This window comes from Enterobacter cloacae complex sp. HYC042_NIDB, assembly GCF_056673315.1.
On sequence record NZ_CP109650.1, the window covers coordinates 4,293,139 to 4,304,975 of the forward strand.

Genomic DNA, 11,837 nt, shown 5'->3' on the forward strand with positions numbered 1-11,837 from the left:
GATAATGAAATTCCGCATGACCCTGGCTCTGGCCCTTTTTTCTTTAAGCACAACGACCTTCGCAAACTCTCTCTGTCAGGAGAAAGAACAGGATATTCAGCGTGAGATCGGTTATGCCGAAAAGCATAACAATCAGCACCGTGTTGATGGTCTCAAAAAAGCGCTGAGCGAAGTGAAAGCGAACTGTTCAGACAGCAAGCTGCGTGCCGATCACCAAAAGAAAATCGCTGAACAGAAGGACGAGATAGCCGAGCGCCGTCAAGACCTGCAGGAAGCGAAAGAGAAAGGGGATGCGGAAAAAATTGCTAAGCGCGAGAAGAAGTTGAAAGAGGCGCAGGACGACCTGAAAGCGCTGGAAGCTCGCGATTATTGAGTTAACGGAAATCTCAACAGGAGAGAATCATGTCAAAAGATACGACGTCTGAACATCTGCGCGCTGAACTGAAATCCCTGGCCGATACCCTTGAAGAGGTGCTGAACTCCTCTGCCGATAAGTCGAAAGAAGAAGTAAGCAAGCTGCGCAGCAAAGCGGAGCAGGCGCTGAAAGAGAGCCGCTACCGCCTGGGTGAAACCGGTGATGCACTGGCGAAACAGACCCGTGAAGCGGCTGCGCGTGCAGATGAATATGTGCGCGACAATCCATGGACGGGAGTTGGTATTGGTGCCGCAGTGGGTGTGGTACTGGGTGTCCTGCTGACGCGTCGTTGATATGGAAGATCCTCGTCACGCACAAGGGCCTGCTAATAACGTCCTCGGCATCGGCCAGCGTATTTTAACGACGCTGGTTGGGATTGCCGAAACGCGCGTCCGGCTGGCAGTGGTCGAACTGGAAGAGGAGAAAGCGAACCTCTTCCAGATGCTGCTGATGCTCGGGCTGACCATGCTCTTCGCCGCGTTTGGTCTGATGAGCCTGATGGTGTTAATCATCTGGGCAATTGACCCGCAGTATCGACTTAACGCGATGATTGCCACGACCGTCGTTCTGCTGGTCGCGGCGCTGATTGGCGGCATATGGACGATGCGTAAAGCGCGCAGGTCCACTTTCCTGCGCCACACGCGCCAGGAACTGGCTAACGATCGCGCCCTGCTGGAGGATGACAAGCCGTGAGCGATAAAGCGGAACGTCAGAAGCGAAAAGCGTACCTGTTAAGTCAGATCCAGCAGCAGCGGCTGGATCTGTCTGCCAGCCGCCGTGACTGGATCGACGCGACGCGACGGTTTGACCGTGGCTGGAATACCTTCCTGAGCCTGCGTTCGTGGGCGCTGGTCGGCAGCAGCGTGATGGCTATCTGGACGGTTCGTCATCCGAATATGCTCATCCGCTGGGCCCGACGCGGTTTTGGTGCATGGAGCGCCTGGCGTCTGGTCAAAGCAACGTTGCGGCAACAACAGCTGCGGTGATAAACGCAAAACGGTAACTCAGGTTACCGTTTTTTGTTTCTGCCCTTCTCCCCGTGGGCTGAGGGCACCAGCGCGCACCTGCCCTTACTCAATATCTTTGAAGAAGATTGACAGTTTTCCTTGCTAACAATTGCTACCCGCCCCGTTTACACTCCTCTCCATCGACAGCAGAGCCGCGGTATCTACCCGGAATTGCAGACAAATAATGTTCAGCCGCTTATGTGGTTTCCTGGAGAGTAAAATGAAAAAATTAGAAGATGTTGGTGTACTGGTCGCGCGTATTCTGATGCCAATTCTGTTTATCGTGGCAGGCTGGGGCAAAATCACCGGATATGCGGGTACCCAGCAGTATATGGAAGCCATGGGCGTTCCGGGGTTCCTGCTGCCGCTGACCATTCTGCTTGAGTTTGGCGGCGGCCTGGCGGTTCTGTTCGGCTTCCTGACCCGCACCACCGCGCTGTTTACCGCAGGCTTCACCCTGCTGACCGCGTTCCTGTTTCACAGCAACTTTGCTGAAGGCGTGAACTCACTGATGTTTATGAAAAACCTGACCATCGCGGGTGGCTTCCTGCTGCTGGCGATTACCGGCCCAGGCGCATACAGCATCGACCGCGTTCTGAATAAGAAATGGTAAGCACGCTATACTGAATAAACACAAAGCGAGGAGACATCTCCTCGCTTTTGCTATCTGACGGAGGAGTAAAAAATGGGACAACTCGTAGACGGCGTCTGGCAGGATGTCTGGTATGACACCAAATCCACCGGTGGACGCTTTAAGCGCTCTGTTTCGGCCTTCCGTAACTGGCTGACCGCCGACGGCGCACCCGGCCCGAGTGGCGAAGGGGGCTTCGCGGCGGAGAAAGATCGTTATCATCTTTATGTTTCCCTCGCCTGCCCGTGGGCGCACCGCACGCTGATCGTGCGCAAGCTAAAAGGCCTCGAATCCTTCATTCCGGTTTCAGTCGTCAACCCATTGATGCTGGAAAACGGCTGGACGTTCGACAGTGATTTCCCCGCTGCGACCGGTGATGACCTGTATCACCACGATTTCCTCTACCAGCTCTATCTACGTGCCGATCCGCACTACACCGGACGCGTGACCGTGCCGGTGCTGTGGGACAAGAAAAACCAGACGATAGTCAGCAATGAGTCCGCGGAAATCATCCGCATGTTCAATACCGCGTTTGATGCGCACGGCGCCCGCGCCGGGGATTACTACCCGGTTGAACTACGCGATAAGATTGACGAGCTGAACAGCTGGATTTACGACAACGTCAACAACGGCGTCTATAAGGCCGGTTTCGCCACCAGCCAGGAAGCGTATGACGAAGCGGTCGGAAAGGTGTTTGAATCGCTGGAGCGCCTGGAGCAGATCCTGGGCCAGCATCGCTACCTGACGGGCGATCGCCTGACGGAAGCGGACATTCGCCTGTGGACCACGCTGGTTCGCTTTGACCCGGTCTATGTCACCCACTTTAAGTGCGATAAACACCGCATCAGCGACTACCTGAACCTGTATGGTTTCCTGCGAGACATCTACCAGATGCCGGGGATCGCGGAGACGGTCGATTTTGACCATATTCGCACCCACTATTTCCGCAGCCACAAGACCATCAACCCGACGGGCATCATCTCCATTGGCCCGTGGCAGGATCTGGATGAACCGCACGGGCGCGACGTGCGTTTCGGATAATTATTTAGGGAATCAATTGATTCCCTTTTTTAATTCACAGCATACATCTATCCTTACCTCGATCGCTTAGAAAACAAGTGATTGACTGATTAAGAGGCAAGGAAAATGGACTGGTATTTAAAAGTACTGCGCAACTACGTTGGATTTGGTGGCCGCGCCCGCCGCAAAGAGTACTGGATGTTCGTTCTGGTGAACTTCGTCCTGATTATGGTGCTGGGCATCGTGGATAAAATCCTCGGCTGGGAGCGCGCTGGCGGTGAAGGCGTACTCACTACGATTTATGGCTTGCTGGTTTTGCTGCCTTCATGGGCCGTGCTGTTTCGTCGTCTCCACGACACCGATCGTTCGGCGTGGTGGCTGCTGTTGCTGTTAATCCCGCTTGTCGGCTGGATCGTGATTTTAATTTTCAACTGTCAGAGCGGGACGCCGGGCGAAAACCGCTTTGGTCCGGATCCTAAGATCGGCGCGTAAATTACTGCCCGGTGGCGCTTACGCTTACCGGGCCTGCTCGCTTATTTATTATGATGCGCAAAGAGCTTTGGAATTTCGCGCAGGCACCACGATTTGGCTTCGCCCATGCTGTCGCGGCGCCACGCCATAATAATGTCCACTTCGCTGGTGTACTCCGGGCTCACCACCCTCAGTCGCCCTTCCGCAATATCTTTTTCCACAAACGGGTAGGGCATCGTCGCCACGCCCAAACCGGCCAGCAGCGCCTGCCGCTTGTTTTCCAGTGACGTGACCGTCAGACGCGGCTGTTTATCCAGCAGCTGAACCGTCAGCACCGGACGCTCGCGCGCGGTATCCGCCACCGCCACGCCGCGGTACTTCACGCGCGTCACTTCAGAGAGCGGCTCCGGCTCCTGGTGAATCGGGTGATCCGGCGCGGCGACGTAAACGTTCATGACGCTGTAGAGCTTGCGCGAGTTGATTTCTGACGATGAGCGGAAATGCATGTCAGGCGCAATGACGATATCCGCCCTGCCCGTCTCCAGACGCTCCCACGCCCCGGCCAGCACCTCGGTGATGATCGACAGCTGCGTATTGGCCTTCGCCGCCAGGCGGTCTACCAGCGGGAACAGCGCTTCGGTCGGCACCAGCGCTTCGGTGACTAACGTCAGGTGGGTTTCCCAACCTCGCGCCAGCGCTTCGGCGTCCGTGGTGAGCTTGTCCGCCGCTTCCAGCAGCACGCGACCTCGCTCCAGCAGCATCCGCCCCACGTTGGTGAATTTTGTTCGATGACCGGAGCGATCGAAGAGCACGACGTCCAGCTCTTCCTCCAGTTTTTGCATGGTGTAGCTTAGCGCAGACGGAACGCGCCCCAGTTCATCTGCCGCCGCGGCAAAGCTGCCGCGCCGGTCAATCGCGTCCATGACGCGAAGCGCCTCAAGCGTCAATGCTCTCTCTTTAGCCATCTCGTTCTCATTCAGGAAATTTGAACATACCGGGCAGAATATCTGGCTAACAATGCAGCGTCCATACCTTTACCATTGTTTTAGTGTAAAGAGAGGTCAAGTTTATGATTACGACAAGAACAGCGAAACAGTGCGGACAAGCCGATTTCGGTTGGCTGCAGGCCCGCTACACCTTTTCCTTTGGACACTACTTTGACCCTAAACTCCTCGGTTACGCTTCACTGCGCGTGTTGAACCAGGAAGTGCTCGCCCCGGGCGCCTCCTTCCAGCCGCGTACGTATCCGAAAGTCGATATCCTGAACCTGATCCTGGAAGGCGAGGCAGAATACCGCGATAGCGAGGGCAATCATGTCCAGGCAAAGGCTGGCGAAGCGTTGTTAATTTCCACGCAGCCGGGCATCAGCTACAGCGAGCATAACCTCAGCAAAGACAAAACGCTGACGCGCATGCAGCTGTGGCTCGACGCCTGCCCTGAGCGAGAAAACCCGCTGGTGCAGAAAATAGATCTGAAGGGCGATAAACAGCAGCTGATTGCCTCGCCTGACGGCAGCAAGGACAGCTTGCAGCTGCGACAGCAGGTATGGCTGCACCATATCGAACTGAAAAAAGGTGAACAGGCAAGCTTCCAGCTGCACGGCCCGCGCGCCTATTTGCAGTCCATTCACGGTACGGTGCATGCGGTAACGCACGCGGAAGAGAAAGAAGCGCTCACCTGCGGCGACGGGGCGTTTATTCGTGACGAAGCGAATATCACCCTGGTGGCAGATACGCCGCTGCGCGCGCTGCTGATTGATTTGCCGGTGTAAGAGTTGCTCGATCGGTCCCTCTCCCCTTTGGGAAGAGGGACGAATGCCAATCGCTACACCTTACTCGCCATAATCTCAATAATCTGCCGGTCCGTTGCCTGCATTGAGCGGCACGCCAGGGCGCACAGGTTAGAGATAGACTGTTCCACGTCGTGCGCTACAATCCCCTCGTTGCCCGTCACGCCCGACTCATCCAGCGCCATCATCACGGCTTTCCAGGCGCTGGTGACGCTGGTCGAGACTTTCATGGCGCAGCTGTTAGACGCCCCGTCGCAGATCATCCCGCTGACGTCACCGATCATACTGCCGATGGCCATTGCAATCGTCTGATAGCTTCCGCCCATCAGCCACGCCATCCCTGCGGCGGCCCCCATACCGGCCGTTGTCGCCGCACACAGCGCGGACAAACGCGGAAGCTGGTAATGGATGTAGATAGCCGACAGATGCGAGAGCATCAGCGCCCGCGCCAGCCGTTCGTCATCGGCCTGAACATGTTCAGCGACCACGACAACCGGCATGGTGGCTGTAATTCCCTGATTCCCGGAGCCCGAGTTGCTCATCGCCGGCAGCGTCGCGCCGCCCATGCGGGCATCCGAGGCCGCGCTGGTGCGGATAACGATGTCTGAACCCAGATCCTGCGCCATCCATCCGCGTGCGCGCTGCTTATTGAGGGTGGTGCCAATGTGTAGCCCCCACTTCCCGCTAAGCCCTTCACGAGAGAGCGCGTCGTTCAGTTGCCCTGCTTCCAGGATAAAGCGGATCGCCTCGAACGGTACCTGCTCCACAAACTCCAGGATCTGCGTGAGCGTGGTGTTTGACAGTACAGCCAGCGGATCGTTACTTACCTCGGCCTGCCGCTCGTCAAGACTGAAGCGCGTTTCGCCGTGACAAACCACCTCCACCACGCGGGTATGTCCGCCCGCAATGGTCACCATGGCCGAGGCCTCACCGGCGTAGACGCAGGCACGTGAATAGAGGATCTCATCGCATGGCTCCTGCAATTTCACCTGCACCAGACCGGCGTTAAGCATTGCTTTGGCCCGCGCCAGCGCATCGGCGGTGACATCTTTCAGCACTTCCAGCCCCGCCTGCGCATTGCCACCGATGGCACCCAGCGCCGCCGCAATGGGCAGCCCGACCATGCCGGTGCCCGGCACCGTTACGCCAAGCCCGTTCTTCATCAGATTCGGCGATACCCACGCCTCAATCTTCGTGACGTCGCCGGGCAGTTGCTCTGCGGCAATCGCACAGGCAAGGGCCAGAGAAACGGGCTCGGTGCACCCCAGCGCAGGCTTAACTTCTTCCTGCACTACGCGAATAAAATGATTCCAAAAAGGATGAGTTTGCTCAGACATCGTTACGACCTTATTTGCCCTCAGTAAAATGCGAGGAAAGGAGAAACACAAAGCAGCAGCCCGGTGATGACAATAATCACCAGCGATACGCCCTTATATTTATGCAGCGCCGGTACCTTGTAGACCAGCCACGCAGGGATCAGGCAGCCCACCATGCCGAAGATGGGGCTACAGATAGAGGTGAAGCTCAGTACCGGCGCGTTTAACACGATCGCGCTCCAGGCCAGCAGGATAGCGAACAGCATGATCCCGCGCTGGACGATGCTTTCATTAATACGTTCAGCCGGCATTTTACGGCGCAGGATATTCATCACGATCCCCTGCGTGGCTTCGCGGAAGCCGAGATAGACGCCGAAGAAGGCGGTCATCACGGCAAAAATATTGAGGATCACGCTGACGATTTTGACCCAGCCCGCGCCGTCGCCGCTGATAAACTGCGCCGCAATCGCCAGGGCGGAAATGTTCTGCTCGTAGGCTTTCACCGCTTCGTCGTGTCCCATCGCCAGGGTGAAAGAGACGGCGTAGAAGAAGACCGTGACAAACAGTATGCCAAAGGCGATATTCATCGCCCGCAGCGCCTTATGACGCGCCACCTCAACGGATTTTTCCCGTGAACGATAGGAAATCACCATCGGGCTTAATGTCTGGATAAACAGAATGGAGGTTAAGGTAAAGGGCAGCGTAATAATGGCATTTTTTATCAGCAACCCCATCGGCGGCAGCATGCCGACGTTGGCTAAATGCCAGAGACCAATCATCGAAAGCCCCAGCGCCGCCACCACAAATAATTTGGTCAGCACCATCAGACTGGAGACTTTAAACAGCAGCTTTTCACCGCGCGAAGAGATGGCGACCAGAATACAGATCAGGAATAAGCCGTAGAAGGGATTTTCCGACAGCAACCCCTCGGTGACCCCGAAGGTGTGCAAATAGGATGCGCTGTCGTTGGTGATAGCCGTGGAATAGACAAACATCCAGATGACCAGCATCACGAAATAAAGTGCACCTAATAAGATGCCCCAGTTTTTACCTAAATAACCGCTAATCACGCTCGGGTAGTCTTTACATTCCGGGGATTCCGCCAGCGTATTAATAAATAACCGCTGGAAGAGGTACATGGCCGGATAGCCAATAATCGAGGAGAGCAAAAAGACCCACAGCCCCATTAATCCAACCTGCACCGGAAGAAAAACGATACCCGCGCCGATAGCCATCCCGATACTCATGATGACCCAGCCCGTGTCGGTGCTGTCGAATTTGATCGCCTCTCGCCATTCGCTTTCGCTCATTCCCGCCCGCCTTGCCGCAGGGGAATCACTCACAATCACACTGCTGTTTGTTGCCATATTCATTGGGCACTCGCTTATTTTGTAGGGTAAACAGTTGTTTTTATTAGGTTCCGATCGCCAGCGATTGCGAGTCAGAGAGCAGCAGGTGTTTGTTATTGGTGTGAGAAAATCATAGCCGGAGCAAAGGAGAAAAAAGTCACAAGTTTTATAGGGATTTCCTGACACTGGAGGAAAAATTGCTACTGGAGGTGGAAACGAGGAGGGTATTTTCTAAATGTGACAATATTCACGAAATTAAAAGCCTCCTCTAAGGAGGAGGCACAATGGCAATTGGAATTACATCGCTTGCGTAAACGTCCGCGAAATCACGTCCTGCTGCTGCTCGCGCGTCAGAGCGTTAAACCGTACTGCATAGCCGGATACGCGAATTGTCAGGTTCGGGTAGTTCTCCGGATGGGCAATGGCATCCAGCAGCATCTCCCGGTTCATGACGTTGACGTTCAGGTGCTGCCCGCCCTCAATAGACGCTTCGTGATGGAAGTACCCATCCAGCAGCCCCACCAGGTTGGTTTTGCGCACCAGTTCATCCTTGCCCAGCGCCTGCGGCACAATGGAGAAAGTATAGGAGATCCCGTCTTTCGCGTAGGTAAACGGCAGCTTGGCGACCGACGTTAGCGAAGCCACCGCCCCTTTCCTGTCGCGACCGTGCATTGGGTTGGCGCCAGGCGCAAACGGCGTGCCGCCGCGGCGTCCGTCCGGCGTGTTGCCCGTTTTCTGGCCGTAGACCACGTTGGAGGTGATAGTCAGGATCGACTGAGTCGGCACCGCGTTGCGATACGTCGGCAGCGCCTGGATCTTCTTCATAAATCGCTCCACCAGGTCGCAGGCGATGCTGTCCACGCGATCGTCATTATTGCCGTACTGCGGATAGTCGCCTTCGATGACGAAGTCCACCGCCAGGCCGGTGTGGTCGCGCACTGGTTTCACCGTGGCGTATTTAATCGCCGACAGGGAATCCGCCGCCACCGACAGCCCGGCAATGCCGCAGGCCATGGTGCGATAGACGTCACGATCGTGCAGCGCCATCAGCGAGGCTTCGTAACTGTACTTATCATGCATGTAGTGAATGAGATTCAGCGCGCTGATGTACTGCACCGCCAGCCAGTCCATAAAGTGGTCGAGGCTCGCCATCACGGTGTCGTAATCCAGCACCTCATCCAGCAGCGGCTCGGTTTTCGGGCCGACCTGGATCTTCAGCTTCTCGTCCACCCCGCCGTTGATCGCGTACAGCAGCGTTTTAGCAAGGTTGGCGCGTGCGCCAAAGAACTGCATCTGCTTGCCGATCACCATTGGGCTGACGCAGCAGGCAATGGCGTAGTCGTCGCTGTTGAAGTCGGCGCGCATAAGATCGTCGTTCTCATACTGCAGCGACGAGGTGACGATCGACACCTGCGCGGCGTATTTCTTAAACGCGATCGGCAGCTGTTCAGACCAGAGGATCGTCAGGTTCGGCTCCGGCGCGGGCCCCATGGTGTGCAGGGTATGCAGGTAGCGGAAGCTGTTTTTGGTCACCAGCGTACGGCCATCCAGCCCCATGCCGCCGATCACTTCCGTGGCCCAGATCGGATCGCCGGAGAAGAGCGTGTCGAACTCCGGCGTGCGCAGGAAGCGCACCATGCGGATCTTCATGATGAAGTGGTCGATCAGCTCCTGGGCCTGCACCTCGTTCAGCCGCCCCGCCTGCATGTCGCGTTCAATGTAGATATCAAGGAACGAGGCCGTACGCCCCAGCGACATCGCCCCGCCGTTCTGGGATTTCACTGCGGCAAGGTAGGCAAAGTAGACCCACTGCACCGCTTCCTGCGCGTTCATCGCCGGACGTGAAATATCAAAGCCATAGTTCGCCGCCATCTGCTGGATCTGCAGCAACGCACGCTTATGCTCCGCCAGCTCCTCGCGCAGGCGGATCGTTGCCTCCAGATCTTCGCCGCGCTCCAGCCTCCCCTGCAGATCGGCAAACTGCAGTTCACGCTCGCGCACCAGATAGCTGATGCCGTACAGCGCCACGCGGCGGTAGTCGCCGATAATGCGCCCGCGCCCGTAGCCGTCCGGCAGACCGGTCAGCACGCCAGATTTACGGCAGCGCATCATCTCCGGGGAGTAAACGTCAAACACGCCCTGGTTGTGGGTTTTACGCAGGTCGGTAAACAGGTATTCGAACTGCGGATCCATCTCGCGGCCGTAGGCTTCGAACGAGCTGCGGATCATGTTTATCCCGCCGTACGGATGCAGGGCGCGCTTGAGCGGTTTGTCGGTTTGCAGGCCGACGATCGTCTCAAGATCCTGGTCGATGTAGCCCGGTCCGTGGGCGGTAATGGTGGTGGCAATGTTGGTGTCGAAATCCACCGGGGCGTGGGTGGCATTCTCCTGGCGAATGCCGACCATCACCTTCTGCCACAGCGCCGTCGTTGCTGGCGTCGCCTGCGCGAGGAAAGCTTCATCGCCTTCATAAGGGGTGTAGTTATGCTGAATAAAATCGCGGACGTTAACGGCGTTTTTCCATTCTTCACCGCGAAACCCGGCCCATGCGTCGCTGTAGGGCGCGATGCCCGTATCGATTGTTACTTTCATCAGATTCTCGCTTTATCAGGCGTAAGCCGCAGCCGGGGTGACCTTCCCAAGACGGAGGGCGTCCAGCGCGATCATTTTTTCTTCGTTGGTAGGGATAACCGCGCAGGTCACGCGGGACGACTCGGTGGAGATGACGCGCTCACCCGCGCTGCCCGGCAGAGCGTTTTTCGCCTCGTCGAGCGCGATGCCAAACACCTTCAGATGTTCCGCCACCAGCGCGCGGATCAGCGTGGAGTTTTCACCGATGCCGCCAGTGAAGATCACGCCATCCAGACGGTGCAGAGACGCGGCGTGACCGGCGATATGCCGCGCTATGCGGTGGACAAAGGTCTTTATCGCCAGCTGCGCCCGGTCATTGCCGTCATGCCAGGCTTTCTCCAGCGCACGTAAATCGGAGGAGATACCGGAGATGCCAAGCAACCCGGACTCTTTGTTGACCACGCGCTCCAGATCCTCGAACGACTGACCGGTCTGCTGGGCAATCCACGCCATTGCGCCGAAGTCCACGTCGCCGCAGCGCGTGCCCATCACCAGCCCCTCCAGCGGCGTCATCCCCATTGAGGTATCGACGCTTTTACCGTTGCGCACCGCGCAGATGGACGCCCCGTTGCCGAGATGGGCAATCACCAGGCCGCTGTCATCGGGGGACAGCCCGAGGAGCGCGTGCGCCTGCGCGGACACGTAGCGGTGAGAGGTGCCGTGGAAGCCGTAGCGGCGCACGCCCAGCTCTTCAAAATAGCGGTACGGCAGACCGTACAGATACGCCTGCGGCGCCATGGTCTGGTGGAAGCTGGTGTCAAATACCGCCACCTGCTGCACGCCGGGGAACAGGCGCTCTGCAGCTTCCACGCCGCTCAGGTTGGCGTAGTTATGCAGCGGCGCCAGCGGGGAAACCAGGCGGATCTGCTCAATGACCTCTACCGTGATGAGGGTCGACTCGCTGAAGAGATCGCCGCCGTGAGCGATGCGGTGGCCAATCAAGGCCACGCTGCTCATCAGGTCGCGCTTCTCCAGCTCGAGGGCGATGGCGGCCAGTGCCCCTTCGTAGTCCTGGTGAGCCAGTCTGACCGGTTCACCCCCGTTCACAGAAATAAAGGCTTTTTCAGTGTTGATGCCGTCCGCAATGCCCGTCAGCAGGGCATCGCAGCCTGCTGCGTCCAGCACCGAAAACTTAACGGAGGACGATCCGCAGTTAATAACCAGTACTACCGGAAATTCAGTCATGTGTTACTCCGCTCTTCCTGAGC

General features: G+C 57.2%; 13 protein-coding genes. 8 read left to right on the forward strand and 5 right to left on the reverse strand.

The window, feature by feature from the left end; all coding sequences use genetic code 11:
* Nucleotides 1-4: 4 nt before the first annotated feature.
* From OKF39_RS20485 to OKF39_RS20515, 7 genes are all read left to right on the forward strand, one after another.
* A complete protein-coding gene (locus OKF39_RS20485) occupies nt 5-373 on the forward strand; it encodes a DUF1090 domain-containing protein (protein WP_028014508.1) in 369 nt (122 codons plus the stop codon).
* A 29-nt stretch (nt 374-402) separates the two neighbouring features.
* A complete protein-coding gene (locus OKF39_RS20490) occupies nt 403-708 on the forward strand; it encodes an ElaB/YgaM/YqjD family protein (RefSeq protein ID WP_008503141.1) in 306 nt (101 codons plus the stop codon).
* A gap of 1 nt (nt 709) precedes the next feature.
* Nucleotides 710-1,108, forward strand: coding sequence for a phage holin family protein (locus OKF39_RS20495; RefSeq protein ID WP_041907961.1), 399 nt, complete (start codon nt 710-712; stop codon nt 1,106-1,108).
* Nucleotides 1,105-1,401, forward strand: coding sequence for a YqjK-like family protein (locus tag OKF39_RS20500; RefSeq protein WP_014885330.1), 297 nt, complete (start codon nt 1,105-1,107; stop codon nt 1,399-1,401). The genes OKF39_RS20495 and OKF39_RS20500 overlap by 4 nt, the downstream gene beginning before the upstream one ends.
* A gap of 241 nt (nt 1,402-1,642) precedes the next feature.
* Complete coding sequence (locus tag OKF39_RS20505; RefSeq protein ID WP_042716298.1) at nt 1,643-2,035, forward strand: DoxX family protein; 393 nt, start codon at nt 1,643-1,645, stop codon at nt 2,033-2,035.
* A 72-nt stretch (nt 2,036-2,107) separates the two neighbouring features.
* Nucleotides 2,108-3,094, forward strand: a complete 987-nt coding sequence (locus OKF39_RS20510; RefSeq protein ID WP_048999509.1) for a glutathione S-transferase family protein — start codon at nt 2,108-2,110, stop codon at nt 3,092-3,094.
* A gap of 105 nt (nt 3,095-3,199) precedes the next feature.
* On the forward strand, nt 3,200-3,565 hold the full coding sequence (locus OKF39_RS20515) for a DUF805 domain-containing protein (protein ID WP_028014511.1): 366 nt from the start codon (nt 3,200-3,202) through the stop codon (nt 3,563-3,565).
* 41 nt (nt 3,566-3,606) lie between these two features.
* On the opposite strand, the gene yhaJ is transcribed toward OKF39_RS20515, so the two are convergent.
* Nucleotides 3,607-4,509, reverse strand: coding sequence for a DNA-binding transcriptional regulator YhaJ (yhaJ, locus tag OKF39_RS20520; RefSeq protein WP_041907956.1), 903 nt, complete (start codon nt 4,507-4,509; stop codon nt 3,607-3,609).
* 104 nt (nt 4,510-4,613) lie between these two features.
* Here yhaJ and OKF39_RS20525 point away from each other — a divergent pair, with 104 nt between their 5' ends.
* On the forward strand, nt 4,614-5,315 hold the full coding sequence (locus OKF39_RS20525) for a pirin family protein (RefSeq protein WP_028014512.1): 702 nt from the start codon (nt 4,614-4,616) through the stop codon (nt 5,313-5,315).
* Nucleotides 5,316-5,368: 53 nt separating this feature from the next.
* Here the strand turns inward: OKF39_RS20525 and OKF39_RS20530 are convergent, their stop codons facing one another.
* The 4 genes from OKF39_RS20530 to tdcD all read right to left on the reverse strand — a co-directional run bounded on the left by OKF39_RS20530 (nt 5,369) and on the right by tdcD (nt 11,814).
* Nucleotides 5,369-6,670: an L-cysteine desulfidase family protein gene (locus OKF39_RS20530; RefSeq protein ID WP_479983317.1), complete on the reverse strand. Its 1,302-nt coding sequence runs from the start codon at nt 6,668-6,670 to the stop codon at nt 5,369-5,371.
* Between the two features lie 20 nt (nt 6,671-6,690).
* Nucleotides 6,691-8,022, reverse strand: a complete 1,332-nt coding sequence (locus tag OKF39_RS20535) for an SLC5/6 family protein (protein ID WP_479983318.1) — start codon at nt 8,020-8,022, stop codon at nt 6,691-6,693.
* Between the two features lie 273 nt (nt 8,023-8,295).
* Nucleotides 8,296-10,590 (reverse strand): formate C-acetyltransferase, encoded by a 2,295-nt coding sequence (gene pflB / locus OKF39_RS20540; protein WP_047367073.1) that lies wholly within the window; start codon nt 10,588-10,590, stop codon nt 8,296-8,298.
* A gap of 15 nt (nt 10,591-10,605) precedes the next feature.
* Nucleotides 10,606-11,814: a propionate kinase gene (gene tdcD / locus OKF39_RS20545; protein WP_047367072.1), complete on the reverse strand. Its 1,209-nt coding sequence runs from the start codon at nt 11,812-11,814 to the stop codon at nt 10,606-10,608.
* Between the last annotated feature and the right edge of the window lie 23 nt (nt 11,815-11,837).

Bases quoted from the DNA above. Each gene is read 5' to 3' on its own strand.
- OKF39_RS20485 (WP_028014508.1), top strand. From the start codon at position 5: ATGAAATTCCGCATGACCCTGGCTCTGGCCCTTTTTTCTTTAAGCACA.
- OKF39_RS20490 (WP_008503141.1), top strand. From the start codon at position 403: ATGTCAAAAGATACGACGTCTGAACATCTGCGCGCTGAACTGAAATCC.
- OKF39_RS20495 (WP_041907961.1), top strand. From the start codon at position 710: ATGGAAGATCCTCGTCACGCACAAGGGCCTGCTAATAACGTCCTCGGC.
- OKF39_RS20505 (WP_042716298.1), top strand. From the start codon at position 1,643: ATGAAAAAATTAGAAGATGTTGGTGTACTGGTCGCGCGTATTCTGATG.
- OKF39_RS20510 (WP_048999509.1), top strand. From the start codon at position 2,108: ATGGGACAACTCGTAGACGGCGTCTGGCAGGATGTCTGGTATGACACC.
- OKF39_RS20515 (WP_028014511.1), top strand. From the start codon at position 3,200: ATGGACTGGTATTTAAAAGTACTGCGCAACTACGTTGGATTTGGTGGC.
- yhaJ (WP_041907956.1), bottom strand. From the start codon at position 4,509: ATGGCTAAAGAGAGAGCATTGACGCTTGAGGCGCTTCGCGTCATGGAC.
- OKF39_RS20525 (WP_028014512.1), top strand. From the start codon at position 4,614: ATGATTACGACAAGAACAGCGAAACAGTGCGGACAAGCCGATTTCGGT.
- OKF39_RS20530 (WP_479983317.1), bottom strand. From the start codon at position 6,670: ATGTCTGAGCAAACTCATCCTTTTTGGAATCATTTTATTCGCGTAGTG.
- OKF39_RS20535 (WP_479983318.1), bottom strand. From the start codon at position 8,022: ATGAATATGGCAACAAACAGCAGTGTGATTGTGAGTGATTCCCCTGCG.
- pflB (WP_047367073.1), bottom strand. From the start codon at position 10,590: ATGAAAGTAACAATCGATACGGGCATCGCGCCCTACAGCGACGCATGG.
- tdcD (WP_047367072.1), bottom strand. From the start codon at position 11,814: ATGACTGAATTTCCGGTAGTACTGGTTATTAACTGCGGATCGTCCTCC.